The sequence below is a fragment of the Pantoea sp. NSTU24 genome, assembly GCF_050157905.1.
GTDB lineage: Bacteria > Pseudomonadota > Gammaproteobacteria > Enterobacterales > Enterobacteriaceae > Pantoea.
Genome location: NZ_JBKIWZ010000001.1, coordinates 3,416,848 through 3,441,613 on the forward strand (window position 1 = coordinate 3,416,848; position 24,766 = coordinate 3,441,613).

Below are 24,766 nucleotides of genomic sequence, written 5' to 3' on the forward strand. Positions count from 1 at the left end.
TCCTGTCCCCATTTCTGCGTAATCTCACCCTTCTGTTTTTACAAATAATTAACTTCTTATGGATGCTCTGTCGTTGCGTATGCAGTGGACGCTGCTGCTGCTGATCTCGGTACTGCTCGGCGCAGTGCTGCACGCTTTCCATGTGCCCGCCGCGCTGTTGCTGGGGCCGATGATTGTTGGTGTGGTGATGGGGCTGTCGGGTGCCACGCTGCGGATTGATAAACGGCTGTTTCTGCTGGCTCAGGCCGTGCTGGGCTGCATGATTGCCCAGAGCCTGTCGCCGTCAATCCTGACACCGCTGATTCAGGAGTGGCCGATTATATTGATGGTGCTGCTGCTGACGCTGGCGGCCAGCGGTCTGTCAGGCTTTCTGCTGGTGCGCTTCAGTCATCTGCCCGGTCCGACCGGCGCCTGGGGATCGTCGCCGGGTGGGGCGTCGGCGATGGTCGCAATGGCGGGGGACTTTGGCGCGGACGTGCGGCTGGTGGCATTTATGCAGTATCTGCGGGTGCTGTTTGTCGCGTCGGCGGCGGCACTGGTGGCGCGCATCGGGCTGGGCGATCAGGCGCACAGTGTTTCGTTAGTCTGGTTTCCCGCCCTGAATCACGGCTTTGCACTGACTCTGCTAGTAATGCTGACGGGCGCGTGGCTGGGCACCCGACTGCGCATTCCGTCTGGCGCACTGCTGCTGCCCGCGCTGGCTGGCGCGCTGCTCAACGGCAGCAATCTTGTGGTGCTGCAGGTGCCGGAATGGCTGCTGGCGGTGGCTTATGCGCTGATCGGCTGGAGTGTGGGACTGCGGTTTACCCGACCAATATTTCTGCTGGCGCTGCGCACGCTGCCGCAGATGCTGGCCTCGATCTTCGGCCTGATGCTGTTGTGCGGCGGGCTGGCCTGGATGCTGACGCAGATGCTGGATATCGATCTGATGACGGCCTATCTCGCCACCAGCCCGGGCGGACTGGACACGGTGGCGATTATTGCCGCGGGCACCCAGGTCAACATGGCGTTTGTGATGGCGTTACAGACGCTGCGTCTCTTTACCATCCTGCTGACCGGGCCGGCGTTAGCCCGTTTTATTTCACGCTATGCGCGCACGGGAACGGAGTGAAAAGGCCACCGCGTCGCAGATAAACACCAGCAGCGCCAGCCAGATAAAGCCGAAGGTGACCATCTTATCCGGGGTGATCGTTTCGCCGTAAAACGCGACGGCCAGGATAAACATCAGCGTCGGACCGAGATACTGAAAGAAGCCGACGGTCGAGAGCCGCAGCCGGGTGCAGGCTGCGGCAAACAGCATCAGCGGAATCGTGGTCACGACGCCTGCGGCAATCAGCATCAGGTTGAGACTAAGCGGATTCGCGGAGAGATGGCTGGTGCTGCTGTCGGCAAAGCCAAACAGCCAGAGCGCCGCCAGCGGAAACAGCCAGAGGGTTTCAATCAGCATACCGCTCTGCGCATCGACCTGAATTTTCTTCCGCATCAGCCCGTACATGGCAAAACTCAGCGCCAGACCAAGCGCAATGATCGGCAGCGAACCAAACTGCCACAGCTGCACCAGCACACCGACGGCAGCCAGCAGAACCGCCAGCCATTGCAGGCGACGAAAACGCTCGCGCAGGAACAGCATGCCGAACACGACATTGATCAGGGGATTAATAAAGTAACCCAGGCTGGCTTCCAGCATGTGCTGATTGTTGACCGCCCAGATAAACAGCAGCCAGTTGCCACCAATCGTCAGCGCAGTTATCGCCAGCAGCAGCACTTTTCTGGGTTGACGCATGACTGCGCGCACCACCGGCCAGCTTCGGCTTGCGGTAATCAGCAGCAGCATAAAAAGTGCAGACCAGATTACCCGGTGTGTCATGATCTCCGTCGCCGGAACCTGTTTTACCAGCTTGAAATAGGCGGGCGCGATGCCCCAGATAAAGTAAGCGCCCAGGGCAAAACCGATGCCCTGGCGGGTCTGTTGCGTATCCATGTGAAATCCAGAAGTGATTAGCCGATCAGATAAGTGGCGGTCGCGGTGGCGATATAGTCGTCCTGCTGGTTGTGCAGTTCAACGCGCGCCACGGCGACTTTGTTACCGGCACGCAGCAGCGTGCTGGTGGCGGTAAAACGCTCGCCGCGTCCGGGCCGCAGATAGTCGACGCGCATATCGATAGTGCCCATGCGCGACAGCCGGTGGCGCAGATCCGCTTCGCTGATGCTCTCATGACGGGTTAAGGCATTGCTGACGCAGACCATGCCCGCCGCCACGTCCAGGACAGCTGCGATCACGCCACCGTGGAGGATCTGCTGCACCTGATTGCCCACCAGCATGCTTTTGTTATTGAAGCTGATCTCGGCATAGTCGGCGTCAAGGCGCATCAGCTCCAGGCCCAGGGCCTGATTAAACGGCATGTGATAAACGAAAATTTCGCCGACCAGCTGGCGAGCGTCCTGCGGTGTCAGCACGGGTGATGACATGATGATGTGTCCTGAAAAAATCGGGCCAGAGGGGCGCGGAACATTAATGAGTTGTGTATTCTATGCCGCCTGCGGGGGTGTTTCCAGTTTAAGAAATCAGCACTCATGCTCACTGCCATTTGCGTGTAGAATGGCCTCCTTTTTACGACACCCTTTCAGTTATTTTGATACGCAGCGCTCACCGGAGAATTTTATGCGTAAGCATCGCGCCTTGCTGGCGGCAATGTTGATCTTCCCTGCGCTGGCGCAGGCGGATGAAGCCCAGATTAAAGAGGTTCATGACGCGCCAGCGGTTCAGGGAAGCATTATTGCTAACCTGCTGGAGAAGCACGATAACCCGTTTGTTCTCTATCCGTATGAGAACAACTATCTGCTTTACACCTATACCAGCGACATGAATAAAGAGGCGATTTCCTCCTATAACTGGGGAAAAAATGCCCGCAAAGATGAAGTGAAATTCCAGCTCAGCCTGGCGTTTCCACTGTGGCGCGGTATTCTGGGCGATAACTCGGTGCTGGCCGCCTCCTATACCCAGCGCTCGTGGTGGCAGCTGTCAAATCGCGGTGAGTCATCGCCTTTCCGTGAAACCAACTATGAGCCGCAGATTTTCCTGGGCTGGGCCACGGACTATTCACTGGCCGGCTGGACGCTGCGCGATGTGGAAGTGGGTCTGAATCATGAATCCAATGGACGCAGCGATCCGACCTCTCGAAGCTGGAATCGCGTTTATGCGCGTCTGATGGCCGAAAACGGGAACTTCCTGGCGGAGATCAAGCCCTGGTATCGTATCCCTGACGGGGCCAACAACGATGACAATCCCGATATCACCAAATATATGGGCTATTACCGCACCCGTCTGGGCTATAAACTGGGCGACAACATCTTCAGCGTAGAGGGCAACTATAACTGGAACAGCGGTTATGGCGGCGCCACCCTGGGCTGGAGCTACCCCATCAGCGAGCACGTTCGCTTCTATACTCAGGTATTCAGCGGCTACGGTGAATCACTGATCGATTACAACCATCGCCAGACGCGTCTGGGTATGGGTGTAACGCTCAACGACTTGTTCTAATCCCTAACGTAAGACAGGAATCGCGTGGCAACCTCGGCAGTTCTCAATCAGGAAGCGCTGGCGCAGCAGGTATTACATGATACCTTCGGCTACCAGCAGTTTCGTCCCGGTCAGCAGACGATCATCAATGAGGCGCTGAACGGGCGCGATTGTCTGGTGATTATGCCCACCGGCGGCGGTAAATCGCTCTGTTATCAGATCCCGGCGCTGGTGCGTGAGGGATTGACGCTGGTGGTTTCCCCGCTGATCTCACTGATGAAAGATCAGGTCGATCAGCTGCTGGCGAATGGCGTGGCGGCCGCCTGTCTCAATTCGACCATGACGCGCGAGCAGCAGCAGGCCGTGATGGCGGACTGCCGCACGGGTCGGGTGAAACTGCTCTATATCGCCCCTGAACGCCTGATGATGGATAACTTCCTGGAGAATCTGGCGCACTGGCAACCTGCGATGCTGGCGGTGGATGAAGCGCACTGCATTTCGCAGTGGGGCCACGACTTCCGGCCGGAATATGGTGCTCTCGGCAGAATGCGTCAGCGCTTCCCGGCGTTACCGGTGATGGCGCTGACCGCCACGGCGGATGAAACCACCCGCAACGACATCGTTAACCTGCTGCACATGCAGGATCCGCTGATTCAGATCAGCAGTTTTGACCGTCCCAACATCCGCTATACGCTGGTGGAGAAGTTCAAGCCCACCGATCAGCTGCTGCGCTACGTGCAGGATCAGCGGGGCAAATGCGGCATTATCTACTGCAACAGCCGGGCAAAAGTGGAGGACACCGCCGCGCGTCTGCAAAGCCGGGGATTCAGCGTCGGCGCATATCATGCCGGAATCGACAGCGAACAGCGCAGTCGGGTGCAGGAAGCCTTTCAGCGTGATGACCTGCAGATTGTGGTGGCGACGGTCGCCTTTGGGATGGGCATCAACAAGCCTAACGTCCGTTTCGTGGTGCACTTCGACATCCCACGCAACATCGAGTCCTATTATCAGGAAACCGGGCGTGCCGGACGTGATGGCCTGCCCGCAGAAGCGATGATGCTCTACGATCCGGCGGATATGGCCTGGCTGCGTAAATGTCTGGAAGAGAAAGTGCCCGGGCCGCTGCAGGATATTGAACGCCACAAGCTGAATGCCATGGGCGCGTTTGCTGAGGCGCAGACCTGTCGTCGCCTGGTGCTGCTGAACTATTTCGGCGAGGGTCGCCAGCAGCCGTGCGACAACTGCGATATCTGTCTCGATCCGCCTAAGCGTTACGACGGTCTGGTTGAGGCGCAGAAAGCGCTTTCCGGCATCTATCGCGTCGGGCAGCGCTTCGGCATGGGCTACATCGTGGAAGTGCTGCGCGGATCGAACAACCAGCGTATCCGCGAACAGGGCCACGACAAGCTGCCGGTTTACGGGCTGGGTAAAGATCAGAGCCACGAACACTGGGTCAGCGTGTTGCGCCAGCTTATTCATCTGGGGTTAGTGACGCAGAACATCGCCATGCATTCTGCTCTGCAGCTTACTGAGGCGGCGCGTCCGGTGCTGCGGGGCGAAGTGCCGCTGATGCTGGCGGTGCCGCGTCTGATTACCGCGAAAAGCAAAAGCAGCAGCCCGACGAAGTTTCACGGTGGCAACTACGATCGCAAACTGTTCGCCAAGCTGCGTAAGCTCCGTAAAGCGATTGCGGATGAAGAGAACATTCCGCCTTATGTGGTGTTCAATGACGCCACGCTGATAGAGATGGCAGAACAGATGCCGGTCAGCGCCTCAGAAATGCTGAGCGTGAACGGCGTCGGACATCGCAAACTGGAGCGCTTTGGCAAACCTTTCCTGGTGATGATCAAAGAGCATCTCGATGAAGAGTAAAGGACACTGATTATGCTGATGTTATTTGCAACAGTCGCGCTGGTGCATCTGGTGGCGCTGATGAGCCCCGGCCCCGACTTCTTTTTCGTTTCGCAAACCGCCGCCAGTCGCTCCCGCAAAGAGGCGATGATGGGGGTGCTCGGCATCACACTGGGGATAGTCGTCTGGGCGGGTGTGGCACTGATGGGCCTTCATCTGATCCTGGAAAAAATGGCGTGGCTGCATCAGATCATCATGGTCGGTGGCGGACTCTATCTGCTGTGGATGGGCTGGCAACTGATGTGCTCAGCCCGCCAGCGTCACAAGCAGCCGCAGCAGGATGAGCCGGTAGTGGAACTGCCAAAACGCGGCATGAGTTTTCTCAAGGGGCTGCTGACTAATCTGTCGAACCCGAAGGCCATCATCTATTTCGGCAGCGTCTTCTCACTGTTTGTCGGCGATGATGTCGGTGCGGCAGAGCGCTGGGGCCTGTTCCTGTTGATTATCGGCGAAACTTTTGCCTGGTTTGCGCTGGTAGCCGCTATCTTTGCGCTGCCGTGGATGCGTGCGAAGTATCAGCGTCTGGCGAAATGGGTTGATGGCATGGCCGGTGTGCTGTTTGCCGGTTTTGGTATCCACCTTATTATCTCGCGTTAAGCCCGGGTCCCGTCTGTTCTGCCGGCACGCCAGTGGCGCGACCGGCAGACGTCTCACCCTCTGCCGCCTTCTGATTTGCCGTCCACGATTCTGTGCTTTTTCTGCCGCTGCCGCAGACAAATCGTCATCCTTTGTTAAACAGTGAAATGCTGGCCTCCGGTAGAGTCACGCTGAAGGCCCTTTGTTGCGAAGAGGATAATCCGAATCAAACCCCTGTTACTGCTGCTCATCGCGGCCGCGCTCAGCGCCTGTGCCGCACCGGCGTCCGTTGCTCCCCCGGTGCCGGAACCGGTCAGAAAAGATAAGGTGTCGGCGATCCTGGCGCAGGCGCCGCCGCTGTCAGCGCCGCAGGGCGAGAGAATCGCCGGGATTTCTGCCGCCTTTCTTGGGACCCCCTATCAGGCGCACACGCTGACAGGTTCGCCGGACATACCCGAAACGCTGGTGGTGAATTTTCACGGTGTGGACTGCTTCACGCTGCTGGATTATGTCCAGGCACTGAGCTACAGCCGCGACCGCGACAGTTTTGAGGCAAACCTGATTCGCACCCGCTATGCGGGCGGCAAAGTGGGCTACCTGAATCGCCGCCACTTTTTCTCTGACTGGTTCGCAGAAAACCCACGTAATGCCGATGATGTGACACACAGCCTCAGCCCGGAAACGGTGACGATCGTGAAACCGCTGAATCGTGAAACGCGTGGAAAATCGCAGGTGCCGGGTCTCGGGGTAATCTCCCGCCGCATCACCTATCTGCCTGGCCGGGCCATCACGCCCCAGGTGCTGGCGCAGATCCACACCGGCGATTATGTCGGCGTCTACGCCACTGAACCGGCGCTGGATGTCACGCATGCCGGTATCGCTGTGCGTCATGATGGCCGGTTATGGTTCAGAAATGCTTCTTCGCTGGGCACGACGCGTAAAGTGGTCGATATGCCTTTCCGGGAATATATGCAGTCTAAGCCGGGGATTATTGTCCTGCGTGCGCTACCGGTCAGTGCGCCTTAACGGCGAGGCAGGAAGGGGGAAGAGAGGCGCCGACCGGAGCGGGTCGGCGCGCAGGACTCAGGCGATCTTTCTGGCACTGGCGAGCAGGGCGCCCACCGCCATAAACAGTCCGCCAAAGATACGATTCATCAGCTTCATCTGGCGGGGGCCTTTAATCCAGCCAGCAATGCGCGTCGCCAGCGTGGCATAACCAATCATGACGATGATATCCACCACCACGGTCGTCACGCCCAGTACCAGATATTGCATAAAGAGCGGCTGATGCGGCTGGATAAACTGGGGAAACAGCGCGGCAAGAAAGACGATGCTTTTCGGGTTGGTCAGATTAACCAGCACGGCGCGTTTGAAGAGACGACGACGCGGCATCGCTCTGGCGACGGCATCCAGATCGATCCCGCCTGCGGAGCGCCACTGCTGAATACCCAGCCAGACCAGATAGGCCGCACCGGCCCACTTCAGGATTTCAAACGCCAGCAGCGACTGAGAAAAGAGTGCGCCCAGTCCGATACCCACCAGCACGATATGCAGCGCCAGTCCGACCTGCAAACCCGAGATCGACGCCACCGTGCCGCGGTAGCCGTGGCTGATCCCGGTACTCATGGTGTTAATGGCACCGGAGCCCGGCGACAGGCTGAGAATGGTTGTGGTAAGCAGATAGGTCAGCCACCATTCGATGGTCATGGGTCAGGCTCTCTTTAGTCACGGAATTGTGACACAATACGCCAGAATTAAGCGCGGCGCTACGGCCTGCGCAGAGCATTCAGGACGCGGTATCCGCTCAACAGGAGGGCGAATGGATCAACATAAAGCCAGCTGGCTGAGACGGGAAAAAGCCTTTGCGGCCTTCGCCACCGGGCCGCTGCTCGACTTCTGGCACCGCCGCGAAGAGTGTGAATTTACCGGCGTCGGCAATCTGACGCTGCGCTATGTGCGTTTCACATCACCGCAACATCAGCGTGTGATCCTGATTGTGCCGGGACGCATTGAGAGCTACATCAAATACCCTGAACTGGCCTACGATCTGTTTCACTGCGGCTTTGACGTGATCATCCTGGATCATCGCGGCCAGGGACGATCCGATCGCCTGCTGGAAGATTCCCATCGCGGCCATGTGGCGGAATTTACCCACTACGTCGACGATCTGGAAACGCTCTATCTGAAAGAGATCGTCAGCGGTCACTACCAGCAGCGTTACGCGCTGGCGCACTCAATGGGGGGAGCCATCTTAACGCTGTTTCTGGCGCGTCAGCCGCAGGCGTTTCATGCGGCGGTCCTGGTGGCACCGATGTTTGGCATTGCGCTACCGTTGCCCTCTTTTCTGGCTCACCGGATTCTGGACTGGGCGGAGAAGCGACCGGCCGTGCGCGATGGCTATGCGCTGGGTACCGGACGCTGGCGCGCCCACCCGTTTGGCATTAACCGGCTGACACACAGTGCCGAGCGTTACCGGCGCAATCTGCGTTTTTATGCGGACGATCCGGCCATTCGCGTAGGCGGGCCAACCTACCACTGGGTACGTGAAGGCATCCATGCAGGCCGCAATATCCTCAGTCAGGTTGATAAGATCACCACGCCGCTGCTGCTGTTACAGGCCAGCGACGATCGGGTGGTCGATAACCGCTCGCAGGATCTTTTCTGTGCCGCGATGGCGGCGGCCGGCCATCCATGTGAAGGCAACACGCCACAGGTGATCGACGGTGCGCGTCACGAGATCCTGTTTGAAAAAGATGAGATGCGTGCCGAAGCACTCAATGCAGTGGTCGACTTTTTTTCATCGCATCACTGACGTTATTTATCCGACCGGTTAACACCGGCTGAACCAGCTATCCGAGGTTTTCATGTATCACATCGTTGCATCCGATCTGGATGGCACGCTGCTCTCCCCCGAACATCGCCTGACCCCTTTTGCGCGCGAAACGCTGCAGCAACTGGTCGCGAAAGAGATTCATTTTATTTTCGCCACTGGTCGTCACCATATCGATGTGGGCCAGATGCGCGACAGCCTGGCGATTCCGGCTTATATGATCACCTCGAACGGCGCGCGCGTGCACAACGCCCGCGGTGAGCTGGTGTTCAGCCACAATCTGGACGAAGATATCGCCAGCGATCTGTTCGGCCTGCAATATCATCACAGCGATATCCTGACGCACGTTTACCGTGACGATGAGTGGTTTGTCAGCCGTTCCAGCCCGGCTGAGCAGGACTATTTCCGTGAGTCGGTGTTTAACTACCAGGTCTATGAGCCAGGTCTGCTGCCGACCAATAACATCAGCAAGGTCTTTTTCACCTGCGAAAATCCTGAGCATCTGATCCCGATGGAGCAGGCCATTGAGGCGCGCTGGGGGGACCGGGTGAACGTCAGCTTCTCGCTGCCAACCTGTCTGGAAGTGATGGCGGGGGGCGTATCTAAAGGCCATGCGCTGGAAGCGGTCGCAAAACAGCTGGGCCACTCGCTGGAAAATTGTATCGCCTTTGGCGATGGCATGAATGACGTGGAGATGCTGAGCATGGCCGGAAAGGGCTATATCATGCAGAACGCGCATCAGCGGCTGAAAGAGACGTTGCCAGAGCTGGATGTAATTGGTTCCAATGCCGATGACGCGGTGCCGCAGCTGCTGCGCACGCTCTATCTGGCTTAAGCCTCCTGGATAAAAAAGGGCCGGATATCCGGCCCTTTTTTATTGCTTTCAGGCAATGTTCTTTTTGTGCCTGTTTTCACTGACCATGGTCAGCAGCAGCAGGATAACCGCCAGCACGCAGCCGGCAATCATCACCATGAAGCCACCATCCCAGCCGAAGTAATCAACGGTATAACCGACAATGGCGCTGGCGGCGACAGAGCCCCCCAGGTAGCCGAACAGGCCGGTGAAGCCTGCTGCCGTCCCCGCCGCTTTTTTCGGTGCCAGCTCCAGTGCGTGCAGACCAATCAGCATCACCGGACCGTAGATCAGGAAGCCAATGACAATCATGCAGGTCATATCAACCCCGGGATTGCCTGCCGGATTGAGCCAGTAGACCACGGTGGCGATAGTCACCAGCGTCATAAAGAAGACGCCGGTCGCGCCACGGTTGCCGCGGAAGACTTTGTCCGACATCCAGCCGCACAGCAGCGTTCCCGGAATTCCCGCATATTCATACAGGAAGTAAGCCCACGAAGACTTATCCAGCGTAAAGTGTTTCACTTCGCGCAGGTAGGTCGGCGACCAGTCTAGAATGCCGTAACGCAGCAGATAGACAAACACGTTGGCCAGCGCGATGTACCATAGCAGCTTATTCGGCAGCACATATTTCATGAAGATCTGTTTTGCCGTCAGCTCCTCTTCATGGCTGGCGTCATAGTCGGGCGGGTAGTCGTTTTTGTACGCTTCAATCGGTGGCAGACCACAGGACTGGGGTGTATCACGCATCAGCGCAAAGGCCAGAATCGCAATCGCAATGGCACCGAAAGCGGGCATATAGAGTGCCGCCTTCCAGTCGTTAAACCATGCCATCCCGAGCAGAAACAGCAGCGGCGGAATACCGCCACCCACGTTATGCGCACAGTTCCAGACCGAGACAATCCTGCCGCGCTCCTTCTGTGACCACCAGTGCACCATGGTGCGTCCGCAGGGCGGCCAGCCCATGCCCTGGAACCAGCCGCAGATAAACAGCAGCACGAACATCACCATGATGCTGGAGGTCGCCCAGGGAACGAACCCCATGATCAGCATGACCGCGGCGGCCAGAATCAGCCCGGCAGGTAAAAAGACGCGCGGGTTGGAGCGATCAGAGACAGATCCCATGATGAACTTGGAAAAGCCATAGGCAATAGAAATGCCCGACAAGGCAAAGCCCAGGTCACCGCGTGAAAAACCCTGCTCGACCAGATAGGGCATGGCGAGGGCAAAGTTTTTTCTGACCAGATAGTAGGCCGCATAACCAAAAAAGATCCCGATGAAAATTTGCCAGCGCAGACGACGGTAGAGAGGATCAATGCGATCCTCTGCCACCTGCGGCTGGCGTGGTGCAGGTTTAAAAATACTCAGCATCAGTGAGGCCCTCCAGGGCACATTATGGTTTTAATTCCCAGCAGGTTGGGGCAGGACGTGGATAAAACGAAATGGACAAAAGATGTTCCATTTCGCGCAAAGAATAGTGTTAGTTGCACCACGTTACTGTGATGAATGACACATTTGTTACAGTTTTATTACAGTTGAGAGCGAAAGTAATCACGGCATGGATTATTTCGCGCATTTTATCTGGCTGAAAACCGATTCCATCGACAGTTATGTCAGGACGTGTAAATGGCCACCGAAGCAGGCAATCCAGTCGCCTGGTTTGTGACCGGATGTCAACCAGATTTTACAGTCTCGCGGCGGCACATTGTTTACACTGGCGGCCTGTTAATTTCGGGGTTGTTACCGTGTTCTTACTGATTATTACCACTATTCTGTGGGCCTTCTCGTTCAGCCTGATTGGTGAATATCTCGCCGGTCAGGTGGATAGCTGGTTCTCTGTGCTGATGCGACTGGCGCTGGCTGCGCTGGTGTTTTTACCCTTTCTGCGCTGGCGCGGCTATCGTCCGTCAACGCTGCTGCTTTACATGCTGGTGGGGATGCTGCAGCTGGGGGTCATGTACCTGCTGAGTTTCGAAGCCTATCTCTACCTCAGCGTGTCGGAGTTCCTGCTGTTTACGGTGATGACGCCCCTCTATGTGACGCTGATTTATGACCTGATCAGTCGTCGCCGCCTGCGCATTGGCTACCTCTTCAGTGCGCTGCTGGCCGTGGCCGGGGCCGCGATTATCCGTTATGACAAAGTCAGCGATCATTTCTGGTTGGGTCTGCTGCTCGTGCAGCTCGCCAACATCTGCTTCGCGGCGGGAATGGTAGGGTATAAGCGTCTGCAGGAGACCCGTCCTATGCCGCAGCACACCGCCTTCTCCTGGTTTTATCTGGGCGCGGTCGCGATCGCGGTGATCGCCTGGTCCGCCTGGGGTAATCCGCAGAAACTGCCAACCACTTCACTGCAGTGGGGCATTCTGGTCTGGCTGGGCGTAGCCGCGTCCGGTCTTGGCTACTTTATGTGGAACTACGGGGCGACGCAGGTTGATGCCGGCACGCTGGGCATCATGAACAATATGCACGTTCCCGCCGGACTGCTGGTCAATCTGGCTATCTGGCAGGAGAAACCGCACTGGCCGAGCTTTATTGCGGGGGCACTGGTGATCGTCGCCTCGCTATGGGTGCACAGGCGCTGGGTGGTCGGGCGGAATGATCGGACATAAGCCGAAAGGGGCGCGCTGAAACAGAGGATAAGCCAGCGTTGAGAGCGGCGACGGAGGGAACGGCCGCCGCGGCTGGCACATCTGATCGCGACGGAATCTTATCGTCCTGTGCATCGGCCGGGCCTGAGAGGGCCGGGCCGTACAGCCCGGGGCCGGTTTTCTTTGCGATTTAAGCCCGGTATCTGACCGTGCAATGAACCCGTGTGAACGACAACAGACCTCAAGCGGGTTTCCCGCTCGCAGGGCGCTGAATCATCGCCAGACCTTTCAGGAAGTTACGCAGAATCTGGTCGCCACACTCGCGGTAGTTTTTATGGTCAGGTTTGCGGAAAATCGCGCCCACTTCCGCCTGCGAAACCGTAAAGTTCGCCCGCTTCAGCACCTCAGGGATGTCGGTCGTTTTCAGATCGAACGCGATACGCAGCTTCTTCATGAAGATGTTGTTGGTCATTTTGCGCTCAATGGAGGGCACAGGGGCGTCCTCATTTTTACCGCGACGGTAGAAAATCAGGCCATTCAGAAAATAACCCATCAGCACGTCGGGGCAGGGACGAAACGCAGCGTCATCCTCTTTTTTCAGCCATGCCTGGATATCTGTCAGAGGGACGTCACACTCTGCCAGCGCAAAAATCTCCACCATTTTCGCATCGCTCAGGTTAAGCATGTAGCGCACGCTGCGCAGAATATCGTTGTTAGTCATGGTGAGATCTTCTTATGGTCGGTCAACAGGCTGCGCATTATAGGGGATTTTGCCCGCGTTCGCGCAGGTTTGTGCCGATCCGGTTAACGCTGCAGCACAGCACCCGGTCGCGCGGCATCGCGCACAAAAGGCAGATGCTCACAGGCGTGCTGGCGGGCAAAGCGGATGAAAGCTTCCAGCACCGGCTGACGCTGTTCGCCGTCGCGTACGGCGGCATACAGGCGGCTCCAGAGGCCATCGCCCAGTGTCCGGGTCACGACCAGCCCCTGCTTTTCAAAACTCTCGACCACCCAGTGCGGCAGTGCAGCAATGCCCATACGTGCGGAAACCATCTGAATCATCAGCAGCGTGTTATCCACATTTTTCAGCGCCGGACTGACCCCGGCGGGCTGCAGGAAGTGACGCCAGATATCCAGACGCTGACGTTGTACCGGATAGATCATCAGTACTTCATCGGCCAGATCTTCCGGCGAGATATGCGCCACCTGCGCCAGCGGATGGTCTGTTGCCAGCACCAGCCGTACCTCAAAATCAAACATCGGCGAGTAGAACAGCCCTGAGCGCGCCAGAATATCGGAGGTCAGCACCACATCCAGCTCACCCTGTTGCAGCGCGGGCTGAGGATCAAAGGTGACGCCTGATTTGAAATCCATTACCACCTGCGGCCAGCTCTGACGGAATTTATCCAGCGCGGGGGTCAGCCACTGAATGCAGCTGTGGCACTCGATGGCGACCCGCAGCGTGGTCTGATGCGGCTCGTCGCAGGCCTGCAGTGCCTGCTGGATCTGCGGCAGCACCTGCTCCGCCAGCTGCAGCAGAATATCGCCCTGGGGAGTAAAACGCAGTGGCTGACTCTTACGCACAAACAGGCGGAATCCCAGACGCTGTTCCAGATCGCTGAACTGATGAGACAACGCCGACTGGGTCTGATGAAGCTGGGCCGCTGCCGCAGCCAGCGATCCCGTATTGCGCAGAGCCTGAAGCGTCCGCAGGTGCTTGAGTTCGATCATGAGTGTCCTTCACATCGAAAATGAACATGTTGCGCTTGAGCTACATACAGTACCCGCAGATTATAGCAGTGTAAACATCTGGACGGCTAAACATCGCAGACTGCCCGGTTGACGCAAACTGCCCCTTTATCTGGAGACTGGCACATGACTATCCTCAATCATACCCTCGGTTTTCCCCGCATTGGCCTGCATCGTGAACTGAAAAAAGCACTGGAGCGTTACTGGGCGGGCGACAGCACGCAGGCGGCGCTTCTGGCGACGGGACGTGAACTGCGCGCACGTCACTGGCAGCAACAGAAAGAGGCGGGCGTCGATCTGCTGCCGGTGGGGGATTTCGCCTGGTATGATCATGTGCTGAGCACCAGCCTGATGCTGGGCAATGTGCCGGAACGTCATCAGAACCCGGCGGGCACGGTTGACCTCGACACGCTGTTCCGCCTGGGCCGGGGCCGCGCACCCTCCGGCCAACCTGCGGCGGCGGCCGAAATGACCAAATGGTTTAACACCAACTATCACTATATGGTGCCGGAATTTAGCCGGGATCAGACTTTTAAACTGAGCTGGACGCAGCTGCTGGACGAGGTGGATGAGGCGCTGGCACTGGGGCATCACATCAAGCCGGTACTGCTGGGTCCGGTGACCTATCTGTGGCTGGGCAAAGTCAAAGGCGAGCCGTTTGAGCGTCTGTCGCTGCTGACGGCAATCCTCCCGGTCTATCAGCAGGTGCTGGCGGAACTGGCAAAACGGGGTATTGAGTGGGTCCAGATTGATGAGCCTGCGCTGGCCCTTGAGCTGCCCCAGGCGTGGCGCGACGCCTTTCAGCCGGCGTATGACGCCCTGCAGGGGCACTGCAGAGTGCTGCTGACCACCTATTTTGACAGCATCGGTCATAACCTTGAGGTAATCCGTACGCTGCCGGTGCAGGGCCTGCATGTTGATCTGGTCCATGGCAATGATGATATTGAGCAGCTGCATCAGCACCTGCCCGCCAGCTGGCTGCTGTCGCTTGGCGTGATCAATGGGCGTAATGTCTGGCGCACCGATCTGAGTCACTGGTTTCATCGCCTGCAACCGCTGGTCGCCCGGCGCCAGTTGCTCTGGATCGGCTCCTCCTGCTCTCTGCTGCACAGTCCGATTGACCTGAACACGGAAACACAGCTGGATGATGAGGTCAGAAGCTGGCTGGCCTTCGCGCAGCAGAAGTGTGCTGAACTCTCGCTGCTGAGTCAGGCGCTGAACCGCGACGATGCGGCGTCGCTGGACGCCTGGAGCGCGCCGGTTCGTGCCCGTGCGCACTCCAGCCGTGTGCATAATGCGGCGGTGGCGCAGCGTCTGCAGGCCATCACGCCAGAGCAGAGCGCACGCCAGAGCGCCTGGCCGGTGCGAAGCCGACTGCAGCATCAGCGACTGGCCCTGCCCGCCTGGCCCACCACCACCATCGGCTCTTTTCCGCAGACTACGGAAATTCGCAGCCTGCGCCTCGACTTTAAGCAGGGACGGCTCGACAGCAGCCATTATCGCACTGGCATCGCCGAACATATCAGGCAGGCAATCCGTGAACAGGAGCGGCTGGAGCTGGATGTGCTGGTCCACGGTGAAGCGGAACGTAACGATATGGTGGAGTATTTTGGCGAGCATCTGGAGGGATTTATTTTTACCCGAAATGGCTGGGTTCAGAGCTACGGGTCGCGCTGTGTAAAACCGCCCGTGATTATCGGCGATATCAGTCGCCCGGGGCCGATCACCGTCGAATGGGCCCGCTATGCGCAGTCGCTGACAGACAAACCGGTTAAAGGCATGCTGACCGGCCCGGTCACGATCCTTTGCTGGTCATTTCCGCGAGAAGATGTGCCACGGGAAATCATCGCGAAACAGATCGCGCTGGCGTTGCGGGATGAGGTGGCGGATCTGCAGGAGGCGGATATCGGTATAATCCAGATTGATGAGCCCGCCCTGCGTGAAGGGCTACCGCTGCATCACTCTGCCTGGGCCGGTTACCTGAACTGGGCGGTGGAGGCCTTCCGGCTGACGGCCGGCGCGGCGCGGGATGAAACGCAGATTCACACCCACATGTGCTACTGCGAGTTCAGTGACATCATGGCGGCGATTGCCGCACTGGATGCGGATGTGATTACCATTGAAACCGCACGGTCTGATATGGATCTGCTGGCGTCGTTTGAGCACTTCGACTATCCGAATGAGATCGGCCCCGGCGTCTATGACATTCACTCGCCCAATGTACCCAGCGTGGAGGGGATTGAAGCGTTGCTGCTGAAAGCGGCGAAGCGTATACCGGAGACGCGTCTGTGGGTGAACCCGGACTGTGGTCTGAAAACGCGCGGCTGGGCGGAAACGCGCCAGGCGCTGGCGAATATGGTACGGGCGGCGAAAAAACTGCGCGGGGAGGCGGCGTAGTTAACGATCTGCGGGTCGAAAAAGGGGCGCAGAAGCGCCCCTTTTTTATTTATCGTGAGGCAACGCCATACTGCCTGAACCAGGTCAGCATCCGCTGCCAGCCATCCTGGGCGGATTCCGCATGGTAGCTCGGGCGGTAGTCGGCGTTAAACGCGTGTCCTGCTTCGGGATAAACGATGATCTCGGCGGTGGCATTGGCGGCATGCAGCGCCTGACGCATCTGCTCGACGCTCTCCAGTGGGATCCCCTCATCCTGACCGCCATACAGACCCAGCACTGGCGCATTAAGATCGACAGCAATATCAATCGGGTGCTTCTGCTGCTTCAGGGTGCGTTCTCCGGTCAGTCGTCCATACCAGGCCACCGCAGCGCGCAGCTGGGGATTGTGTGCAGCATAAAGCCAGCTGATGCGGCCGCCCCAGCAGAATCCGGTGATGCCCATACGGCGAATATCTCCGCCATTACGTGCTGCCCAGTTGGCGGCATGATCGAGATCGGAGAGTACCTGGGTGTCCGGCACTTTGCTGACCAGTTCGCTGAACAGCGTCGGAATATCGTGATACTCCGTCGGGTCGCCCTCACGGAAATAGAGCTCAGGCGCGATAGCCAGATAGCCCTCCAGCGCCAGGCGACGACAGATGTCCCGGATATGTTCATGCACACCAAAGATCTCCTGTACCACCAGCACCACAGGCAGCGGGCCGTCTGCGCCCTGCGGCCTGGCGAAATAAGCTGGCATGTTTTCGCCCTGGCTGGGCACTGAGGTTTCACCCGCATGAATGGCCGGACTGTCGGTCATGATGGTGGTGGCGGCGGTGGGCTGCACGGCAGGGGCAAAGCCGTCCGTCGCCGGTTTTTGTGCCATATTATCACTGGGTTTCATGAGTCTCTCCGTGCAAGCATTTACGCAATCAGGTAACTATAGCCTGGCTGTAAACTGCGCGCGCCAGGTCCCGGGCCACAGGATCAGCCGCGAATAAAATCTTCCCACTCTTTAACATTGCGCTAACGCCGGCACAGCCTTGCTGAACACAGTCCCGCTAAAGAAGATGTATTTATGTGACATTAGTCTCAATTCATGTTCCGTAAAATGTAACTTTCATTTTCTTAGGTGAGTGTTGTCACATATTTATCCGGCGTGCTGACGTAAAGTGGCGCGATACTTTCCCTTAACAGGAGTCTGAAATGACACAGTCTGACGTTTTCCATCTGGGCCTGACCAAAGCCGACCTGCAGGGCGCTACCCTGGCGATTGTGCCAGGCGATCCGGAGCGCGTGAAGAAAATTGCCGGACTGATGGAAGAGGCCACCCATCTCGCCTCGCACCGTGAATTTACCTCCTGGCTGGCAAAACTGGATGGGAAGCCCGTTGTCGTCTGCTCTACCGGTATTGGTGGCCCTTCCACCTCAATCGCGGTTGAAGAGCTGGCGCAGCTTGGCGTACGGACCTTCCTGCGCGTCGGCACTACGGGCGCAATCCAGCCCCACATCAACGTTGGTGATGTGCTGGTGACAACAGCGTCGGTTCGCCTGGATGGCGCCAGCCTGCATTTTGCACCGATGGAGTTCCCGGCAGTGGCGGATTTCAGCTGCACCACGGCGCTGGTCGCCGCCGCAGAAGCCTGTGGCGCGAAGACACACATCGGCATCACCGCCTCATCAGACACCTTTTATCCAGGCCAGGAACGCTATGACACCGTGTCAGGACGCGTGGTCAGTCGCTTCAAAGGTTCGATGAAAGAGTGGCAGGAGATGGGCGTCCTTAACTATGAGATGGAATCCGCTACACTGTTAACCATGTGCGCCAGCCAGGGCCTGCGGGCCGGTATGGTGGCCGGTGTGATTGTGAACCGTACTCAGAAAGAGATCCCGGATGCGGTCACCATGAAGCAGACAGAAAGCGACGCCGTGAAGATTGTGGTCGAAGCGGCGCGTCGCTTGCTGTAACGATCGCGTCAGGCAGCTGGTTTTTCCGGGCTCAGAAATCTGCTGCTGGTTATTAACGGCGCGTAACATCAGTCAGACCTGAGGATGTTTATGCGCCATACCTTTCCTGTCCGACGTCCTGCTCCTGGCGTTAATCCGGCCGCACTCAACGCGCGGCTGGAACGCAGCGCCGAACGTTTCCGCGCCGCCATGCAGCAGGGTGACTATGCGCTGGCTGCCCGCTGCTGTGAAGAAGTCCTGCGGTCAATGCCGAATCAGATGCAGGTGCTGAGCGACTATGCCCTTTGCCTGCTGCGTCTGGGCCAGCACACGAAAGCGTACAAAACCTATCAGAAAATCCTTCATTCACCGCCTGCGGTGCAGGCCACCGCCTCCGAGACCTGGCTGGATGGCTTAACCGAGGTGTGTGGCTGGCTCAACAGACGTGAGGAGGTGGCGCAGTATGGGCTGGCCTCGCTGATGCGTGCTGATGCGCGTTTCAGTCAGGGGCAGCGCGCGGCATTTCCGGCTCCGCAGCCCGAACCCGCCGATCTCAGTCAGCCAGCGCAGAACGTTATCGCCTTCTGTCTGTATGGCGATCAGCCTCGCTACTGTGAAACCCTGATTAAAAACGTGGAAGTGGCACCGGCGCTCTACCCCGGCTGGTCCTGCCGTATCTATCTTGATGACAGCGTGCCGCAGCATGTCAGGCAGCGTCTGGATCAGCCGCACGTCAGGCTGATCGATATGTCGCACGAGAAAACGCTCTATCCGACCCTGTGGCGTTTTCTGGTGCTCGACGATCCGCAGGTGAAGCGCTTTATCGTGCGCGATGCCGACTCACTGCTCTCGGAGCGCGAAGCGGCCGCGGTTAACGCCTGGCTCGCCTCGCCTTACTGGTTCCACCACATGCGTGACTACTTTTCCCATACCGAGCTGCTGCTGGCGGGCATGTGGGGCGGCTGTCACGGTGTCTTTCGCCACACAGAGCAGGCGATGCGCAGTTTCATTGCGCAGTATCAGGGAAGCCAGCGTTTCACCGACCAGTATTTCCTGAAGGTGGCGTTATGGCCGACGGTGCGGGAAAGTCTCCTGAGCCACGATGACCTCTTCCATTTTCATCAGGCCCGCCCCTGGCCTGACCATGCGCCCGTGCGCTGGCAGACGCCCCATTTTCATGTGGGCAGCAATGCCGGATTTGCCAGTCTGACCGGCAAATCGGCAGCGGCGGAGGGCAGCCGCCAGCGCGTTGCGATCACTGCCGGCGAGTCGACCTGGCACTATCTGGCACCGGTCAGCAAGGGTGAGTGGCAGCTGCCCATGCCCTTTTTTCTGATTGAAGAGTGGCAGGCGGGCAGGCTGTCGGTAGCGGCTCTCTAAGGCGCTGAATTCCGGCAAAATTATCTGGACATTCATACAGTGCGACTCTACCTTTTCCCTCAGCAGCCTGAGTCGGGGGAAATTATGGATCAGCATATCATCATCAGCGCCTGTCTGGCGCTTGCCGGAGCAGGGATCGGCTGGATGCTGGCACAGCTACGTGCCGGTCATCTGGTCGCCCGTTTTCAGACCGAACGCCGTCTGCTGGAAGAGGCGCAACTGCGTCAGCAGCAGCAGATCGATCAGCTTCAGCAGCAGGCACAGCAGCGCGAGCAGGAGCTGCGTCAGCTTCACGGCGCGCTGAGCGGTGCTACGGAACGGTTGCAGCAGCTCGATTACTGGCGTAATGAAAGCGAGCAGCTTAATCGCGAACTGCGCAATCAGCTGGAGGTGAACAGTGCGCAGGAAGCGGAGCTGCGCGAAGTGACTATTCGTCTGGAAGAGACCCGCTACGCCGCAGAAGAGAAACAGCGCCTGCTGACCAACAGCGAACAGCGTCTCAGCGCCCAGTTTGAAAACCTCGCCAACCGTATTTTCGAAAACAGCGGCCGTCGTGTTGATGAACAGAACCGTCAGAGTCTGAACGGGCTGATCGGCCCGCTGCGTGAGCAGCTGGATGGCTTCCGCCGGCAGGTGCATGAAAGCTTTGGCGCAGAGGCGCGTGAACGGCATACCCTGACTCATGAAATCCGCCAGCTGCAGCAGCTGAATGCGCAGATGGCGCAGGAGGCGCTTAACCTGACCAAAGCGCTGAAAGGCGATAATAAAATTCAGGGAAACTGGGGTGAAGTGGTATTGAGCCGGGTGCTGGAAGCCTCGGGGCTGCGGGAAGGCTACGAATATGAAACACAGGTCAGCATTCAGTCAGAGCAGCAGGGTCGGATGCAGCCGGATGTGATTGTGCGTCTGCCGCAGGGCAAAGATGTGGTCGTGGACGCCAAGATGACGCTGGTGGCCTATGAGCGTTATTTCAACGCAGAGGATGAGATCGCGCGTGAGCAGGCGATCCAGGAACATGTCAGCGCCATGCGCGCGCACATCCGTCTGCTGAGCCGGAAAGATTATCAGCAACTGCCCGGCTTGCGATCGCTGGATTATGTGCTGATGTTTATTCCGGTCGAACCCGCCTTTCTGCTGGCGATAGACCGTCAGCCTGAGCTGATCAGCGAGGCGCTTCAGCAGAACATTATGCTGGTCAGCCCTACCACACTGCTGGTGGCACTACGCACGATCAATAATCTGTGGCGCTATGAACACCAGAGCCGCAATGCCCAGCGTATTGCCGACCGGGCGGCACGGCTCTACGACAAGATGCGGCTGTTTGTGGATGATATGAGCGGCATTGGCCATAACCTGGATAAGGCCCAGAACAGTTATCGCGAGGCGATGAAAAAGCTGGCAGAAGGGCGCGGTAACCTGATCGCGCAGAGCGAGGGATTCCGGGCGCTGGGCGTGGAGATCAAGCGACCCATCAACCCACAGCTGGCCGAATGCGCCATGCCGGAAAACCGGCTGGAAGAGGAGGCCGACGAGGAGAGGGAAGGGGAGGAGAGTGAGTCGCGTGTGAGGCGCCTCCACGAATAGTATGGGCGCAACGTGCCTGACTTCCGTGACTCTGATACACTTCGGGAAGTATTGTTTGTGGAGCAGGTAAAACCGATGGCAGATGAATCACAGCAGGAAACCACCCATTTTGGCTTTCAGACGGTCGCCAAAAGCGAAAAAGCGGACAAAGTCGCGGACGTCTTTCACTCCGTAGCCGCAAAATATGACCTGATGAACGATTTGATGTCGTTTGGCGTCCATCGCATCTGGAAGCGTTTTACCATTGACAGCAGCGGCGTTCGTCGCGGTCAGCGCGTACTGGACCTGGCGGGCGGAACCGGCGATCTGACGGCGAAATTCTCGCGTCTGGTCGGCGAAACAGGTCAGGTTGTTCTGGCCGATATCAACAGCTCTATGCTGAAGATGGGCCGCGAAAAGCTGCGCAATCAGGGCGTGGTTGGCAACGTGAGTTACGTGCAGGCCAACGCCGAAGCGCTGCCTTTCCCCGATAATTATTTCGACTGCATCACCATCTCCTTTGGCCTGCGCAACGTCACGGAAAAAGAGAAGGCGCTGGCCTCGATGTTCCGTGTCCTTAAGCCAGGCGGACGTCTGCTGGTGCTGGAGTTTTCTAAGCCGGTGCTGGACCCGCTGAGCAAGGCGTATGATGCCTACTCGTTCCATATTCTGCCGCGTATCGGGCAGCTGGTGGCGCAGGATGCAGAGAGCTATCGCTATCTGGCCGAATCGATCCGTATGCATCCCGATCAGGAAACCCTGAAAGCGATGATGAACGATGTCGGCTTTGAAAATACCACTTACTCCAATATGACCGGCGGCATTGTGGCGCTACATCGTGGATTTAAGTTCTGAGTGAGATGGTAATGAACCTGACGCCCTTGATTACCGCAGGTCTGGAAACGGCGCTCAATCGTATTCTTTATCGCGATCGCGGCCTGAAGTCAGCGCGGCAGCGCCTGAATGGCCGCGTGCTGATGCTGCGCCTGAACGAGTTCTCTCATCCGCTGGTGCTGGTGTTCAGTGAACAGCAGCTTGATGTGCTGGCTGACTGGCAGGACCGCAGTGACTGTACGGTCATCACGTCGCTGAAAACCCTGCCAAAGCTGCGCGATCGTCAGCAGCTGACGCCGCTAATCCGCAGCGGTGAGCTTCAGGTCGACGGCGATCTGCAGGTCGTGCAACAGTTTTCTGCGCTGATGGATCTGGCTGAGCTGGACCCGGCAGAATATCTGGCGCCCTGGCTCGGCGATATTGCTGCGCAGGGTATCAGTCAGCGCACACAACAGGCTTTACGCTTTTTCAAAGGTGAAGTGCAGCGTCGCCAGGATTATCTCGGACAGGCCATCACGGAAGAGTGGCGTGTTGCGCCTGGCTCGCTGGAATTAGCCTGGTTCTCTGAGGAGGTCGACGCGATGGAACGTTCGCTTAAGGCGCTTGATGCGCGCCTGGCGCAGCTGGAGGCAAAATGAGTTTTGGAGAGATCCGCCGCTTATATCTGATCATGAAGGTGTTTCTGACTTATGGCCTTGATGAACTGATTCCGCAGACACGTCTCACTTTCCTGTTCCGCCTGTGGCGTCGCGCTGTTTTCTGGATCCCGAACCTGCATCAGCATGAACCGGTTGGTGCCCGCATGCGCATGGCGATGGAGCAGCTGGGGCCGGTCTGGATCAAGTTTGGCCAGATGCTGTCGACCCGTCGTGATCTCTTCCCGCCGCTCATCGCCGATCAGCTCGCCATCCTGCAGGACCGCGTCGCACCCTTTGATGGCGTCAAAGCGAAAGCCCAGATTGAAGCCTCGATGGGCGCGCCGATTGAAACCTGGTTTGACGATTTTGATATCAAGCCCCTGGCGTCGGCCTCTATTGCACAGGTGCACACCGCCACGCTGAAATCGAACGGCAAGGCTGTGGTGATCAAAGTGATCCGCCCCGACATTCTGCCGGTGATCAAAGCGGACATGAAACTGATCTATCGTCTGGCTCGCTGGGTGCCGCGTCTGCTGCCGGATGGCCGCCGTCTGCGTCCGGTCGAGGTGGTGCGCGACTATGAGAAAACCCTGCTGGATGAGCTGAACCTGCTGCGTGAAGCCGCCAACGCGATTCAGCTGCGCCGGAATTTCGAAGACAGCCGCATGCTCTATGTACCGGAAGTCTATTCCGACTACTGCAGCGAAACCATGATGGTCATGGAGCGCATCTACGGGATCCCGATTTCCGATGTGGCGACGCTTGAGCGGCATGGCGTGAACATGAAACTGCTGGCGGAACGTGGCGTGCAGGTTTTCTTCACCCAGGTCTTCCGTGACAGTTTTTTCCATGCCGACATGCATCCGGGCAATATCTTTGTCAGCTATGAACATCCCGAAGATCCGCAATATATCGGTATCGACTGCGGGATTGTGGGGTCGCTGAATAAAGAAGATAAGCGTTATCTGGCGGAAAACTTTATCGCCTTCTTCAACCGCGACTACCGCAAAGTCGCCGAGCTGCATGTGGATTCCGGCTGGGTGCCGCCCGATACCAACGTGGAAGATTTCGAATTTGCGATTCGCACCGTCTGTGAACCGATCTTTGAAAAGCCGCTGGCTGAAATCTCCTTCGGGCATGTGCTCCTGAACCTGTTTAATACGGCCCGCCGCTTCAACATGGAAGTGCAGCCGCAGCTGGTGCTGCTGCAGAAAACGCTGCTCTACGTGGAAGGAATCGGCCGTCAGCTCTATCCACAGCTTGATCTCTGGAAGACGGCGAAGCCGTTCCTGGAGGAGTGGATCAAGGATCAGGTCGGGCTTTCTGCACTTGTTCGTGCAGTTAAAGAGAAAGCGCCTTTCTGGGCTGAAAAGTTACCCGAGCTGCCCGAGCTCTTTTACGACAGCATGCGTCAGCACAAACTTCTGCGCCACAGCGTTGATAAATTAGTGGGCGATCTGAATGTGCAGCGCGCCCGTCATCATCAGGCGCGTTATCTGTTTGGCGTCGGAGCCACATTGCTGTTAAGCGGAACGGCGGTGCTGCTGGCCAGGCCTGACTGGGACTTCTTTCCGGCGGTGCTGATGGCGGCAGGAATCGTCTCCTGGGTCATCGGCTGGCGTAAGACAAACTGATTGTCACATCCGGCTAAAAAAGGGTAATGTCGCTGATTCAGGCCCGGTTGAAAAGGGCTCGCTGTGGTGCATTACCTCATCATTTTCACAGAACATCAGAGGCTATCTCATGGGCGGTATCAGTATCTGGCAATTGTTAATTATTGCCGTGATTGTTGTACTTCTGTTCGGCACTAACAAGTTACGTAATCTGGGGTCAGATTTAGGTTCGTCAATTCGTGGTTTCAAAAAAGCCATGAGTGATGAGGATGACAAAAAGGACCTGCCGAAAGATCAGGACGCGGATTTTGCGGCTAAAACGCTGGCGGACAAACAGCCTGCGTCGGCTAACAAAGAAGAAACCAAGAACGACAAGCAGGTGTAAACC

The 24,766-nt window shown here is 57.7% G+C and carries 23 protein-coding genes; 16 read left to right on the forward strand and 7 right to left on the reverse strand.

Annotated features, from left to right (window positions below; all coding sequences use genetic code 11):
• Positions 1–58: 58 nt before the first annotated feature.
• Positions 59–1,111, forward strand: a complete 1,053-nt coding sequence (locus ACLHDD_RS16250) for an AbrB family transcriptional regulator (protein ID WP_427104888.1) — start codon at positions 59–61, stop codon at positions 1,109–1,111.
• On the opposite strand, the gene rarD is transcribed toward ACLHDD_RS16250, so the two are convergent.
• Positions 1,082–1,981, reverse strand: a complete 900-nt coding sequence (gene rarD / locus ACLHDD_RS16255; RefSeq protein WP_427104889.1) for an EamA family transporter RarD — start codon at positions 1,979–1,981, stop codon at positions 1,082–1,084. The genes ACLHDD_RS16250 and rarD overlap by 30 nt on opposite strands.
• Before the next feature lie 17 nt (positions 1,982–1,998).
• Complete coding sequence (locus ACLHDD_RS16260) at positions 1,999–2,469, reverse strand: thioesterase family protein (protein WP_427104890.1); 471 nt, start codon at positions 2,467–2,469, stop codon at positions 1,999–2,001.
• 193 nt (positions 2,470–2,662) lie between these two features.
• Between ACLHDD_RS16260 and pldA the strand changes: the two genes are divergently transcribed.
• The 4 genes from pldA (at position 2,663) to ACLHDD_RS16280 (ending at position 7,033) form a co-directional block, all read left to right on the forward strand.
• Positions 2,663–3,541 carry a phospholipase A gene (gene pldA, locus ACLHDD_RS16265; protein WP_427104891.1) on the forward strand — a complete coding sequence of 293 codons (879 nt, stop codon included), beginning with the start codon at positions 2,663–2,665 and terminating at the stop codon, positions 3,539–3,541.
• Positions 3,542–3,565: 24 nt separating this feature from the next.
• A complete protein-coding gene (recQ, locus tag ACLHDD_RS16270) occupies positions 3,566–5,392 on the forward strand; it encodes an ATP-dependent DNA helicase RecQ (RefSeq protein WP_427104892.1) in 1,827 nt (608 codons plus the stop codon).
• Between the two features lie 12 nt (positions 5,393–5,404).
• Positions 5,405–6,028: a threonine export protein RhtC gene (rhtC, locus tag ACLHDD_RS16275; protein ID WP_111139761.1), complete on the forward strand. Its 624-nt coding sequence runs from the start codon at positions 5,405–5,407 to the stop codon at positions 6,026–6,028.
• A gap of 198 nt (positions 6,029–6,226) precedes the next feature.
• The gene (locus tag ACLHDD_RS16280) at positions 6,227–7,033 is read left to right on the forward strand and encodes a DUF1460 domain-containing protein (RefSeq protein WP_427105224.1); all 807 of its coding nucleotides are present in this window, start codon (positions 6,227–6,229) and stop codon (positions 7,031–7,033) included.
• A 57-nt stretch (positions 7,034–7,090) separates the two neighbouring features.
• Here ACLHDD_RS16280 and rhtB read toward each other — a convergent pair whose 3' ends face one another.
• Positions 7,091–7,714 carry a homoserine/homoserine lactone efflux protein gene (gene rhtB, locus ACLHDD_RS16285; RefSeq protein ID WP_111139759.1) on the reverse strand — a complete coding sequence of 208 codons (624 nt, stop codon included), beginning with the start codon at positions 7,712–7,714 and terminating at the stop codon, positions 7,091–7,093.
• Between the two features lie 112 nt (positions 7,715–7,826).
• Between rhtB and pldB the strand changes: the two genes are divergently transcribed.
• The gene (gene pldB / locus ACLHDD_RS16290) at positions 7,827–8,819 is read left to right on the forward strand and encodes a lysophospholipase L2 (protein WP_427104893.1); all 993 of its coding nucleotides are present in this window, start codon (positions 7,827–7,829) and stop codon (positions 8,817–8,819) included.
• A gap of 52 nt (positions 8,820–8,871) precedes the next feature.
• Entirely contained in the window at positions 8,872–9,672 is an 801-nt protein-coding gene (gene yigL, locus ACLHDD_RS16295; RefSeq protein WP_427104894.1) for a sugar/pyridoxal phosphate phosphatase YigL, read from the forward strand.
• A 48-nt stretch (positions 9,673–9,720) separates the two neighbouring features.
• Here the strand turns inward: yigL and glpT are convergent, their stop codons facing one another.
• On the reverse strand, positions 9,721–11,061 hold the full coding sequence (gene glpT, locus ACLHDD_RS16300) for a glycerol-3-phosphate transporter (protein ID WP_427104895.1): 1,341 nt from the start codon (positions 11,059–11,061) through the stop codon (positions 9,721–9,723).
• 374 nt (positions 11,062–11,435) lie between these two features.
• Here glpT and ACLHDD_RS16305 point away from each other — a divergent pair, with 374 nt between their 5' ends.
• The gene (locus tag ACLHDD_RS16305; protein WP_427104896.1) at positions 11,436–12,299 is read left to right on the forward strand and encodes a carboxylate/amino acid/amine transporter; all 864 of its coding nucleotides are present in this window, start codon (positions 11,436–11,438) and stop codon (positions 12,297–12,299) included.
• Between the two features lie 220 nt (positions 12,300–12,519).
• Here ACLHDD_RS16305 and ACLHDD_RS16310 read toward each other — a convergent pair whose 3' ends face one another.
• Together ACLHDD_RS16310 and metR are read right to left on the reverse strand one after the other, a co-directional pair.
• The gene (locus ACLHDD_RS16310) at positions 12,520–12,999 is read right to left on the reverse strand and encodes a DUF1456 family protein (protein WP_427104897.1); all 480 of its coding nucleotides are present in this window, start codon (positions 12,997–12,999) and stop codon (positions 12,520–12,522) included.
• 83 nt (positions 13,000–13,082) lie between these two features.
• Positions 13,083–14,009: an HTH-type transcriptional regulator MetR gene (metR, locus tag ACLHDD_RS16315; protein ID WP_427104898.1), complete on the reverse strand. Its 927-nt coding sequence runs from the start codon at positions 14,007–14,009 to the stop codon at positions 13,083–13,085.
• A gap of 144 nt (positions 14,010–14,153) precedes the next feature.
• On the opposite strand from metR, the gene metE reads away from it, so the two are divergent.
• Positions 14,154–16,424 carry a 5-methyltetrahydropteroyltriglutamate--homocysteine S-methyltransferase gene (gene metE / locus ACLHDD_RS16320; RefSeq protein WP_427104899.1) on the forward strand — a complete coding sequence of 757 codons (2,271 nt, stop codon included), beginning with the start codon at positions 14,154–14,156 and terminating at the stop codon, positions 16,422–16,424.
• A gap of 49 nt (positions 16,425–16,473) precedes the next feature.
• Here the strand turns inward: metE and ACLHDD_RS16325 are convergent, their stop codons facing one another.
• Positions 16,474–17,307 (reverse strand): dienelactone hydrolase family protein, encoded by an 834-nt coding sequence (locus ACLHDD_RS16325; RefSeq protein WP_427104900.1) that lies wholly within the window; start codon positions 17,305–17,307, stop codon positions 16,474–16,476.
• 302 nt (positions 17,308–17,609) lie between these two features.
• Here ACLHDD_RS16325 and udp point away from each other — a divergent pair, with 302 nt between their 5' ends.
• From udp to tatA, 7 genes are all read left to right on the forward strand, one after another.
• Positions 17,610–18,371 carry a uridine phosphorylase gene (udp, locus tag ACLHDD_RS16330; protein WP_313655935.1) on the forward strand — a complete coding sequence of 254 codons (762 nt, stop codon included), beginning with the start codon at positions 17,610–17,612 and terminating at the stop codon, positions 18,369–18,371.
• Between the two features lie 90 nt (positions 18,372–18,461).
• Positions 18,462–19,730: a tetratricopeptide repeat protein gene (locus ACLHDD_RS16335; RefSeq protein WP_427104901.1), complete on the forward strand. Its 1,269-nt coding sequence runs from the start codon at positions 18,462–18,464 to the stop codon at positions 19,728–19,730.
• An 84-nt stretch (positions 19,731–19,814) separates the two neighbouring features.
• Positions 19,815–21,314 (forward strand): DNA recombination protein RmuC, encoded by a 1,500-nt coding sequence (gene rmuC, locus ACLHDD_RS16340; RefSeq protein ID WP_427104902.1) that lies wholly within the window; start codon positions 19,815–19,817, stop codon positions 21,312–21,314.
• A gap of 75 nt (positions 21,315–21,389) precedes the next feature.
• Complete coding sequence (gene ubiE, locus ACLHDD_RS16345; protein WP_008926452.1) at positions 21,390–22,148, forward strand: bifunctional demethylmenaquinone methyltransferase/2-methoxy-6-polyprenyl-1,4-benzoquinol methylase UbiE; 759 nt, start codon at positions 21,390–21,392, stop codon at positions 22,146–22,148.
• Between the two features lie 11 nt (positions 22,149–22,159).
• Positions 22,160–22,765 carry a ubiquinone biosynthesis protein UbiJ gene (gene ubiJ, locus ACLHDD_RS16350; RefSeq protein WP_427104903.1) on the forward strand — a complete coding sequence of 202 codons (606 nt, stop codon included), beginning with the start codon at positions 22,160–22,162 and terminating at the stop codon, positions 22,763–22,765.
• A complete protein-coding gene (gene ubiB / locus ACLHDD_RS16355) occupies positions 22,762–24,399 on the forward strand; it encodes a ubiquinone biosynthesis regulatory protein kinase UbiB (protein WP_427104904.1) in 1,638 nt (545 codons plus the stop codon). Before ubiJ ends, ubiB begins: the two co-directional genes overlap by 4 nt.
• 109 nt (positions 24,400–24,508) lie before the next feature.
• Positions 24,509–24,763: a twin-arginine translocase TatA/TatE family subunit gene (gene tatA, locus ACLHDD_RS16360; RefSeq protein ID WP_427104905.1), complete on the forward strand. Its 255-nt coding sequence runs from the start codon at positions 24,509–24,511 to the stop codon at positions 24,761–24,763.
• Positions 24,764–24,766: the final 3 nt, after the last annotated feature.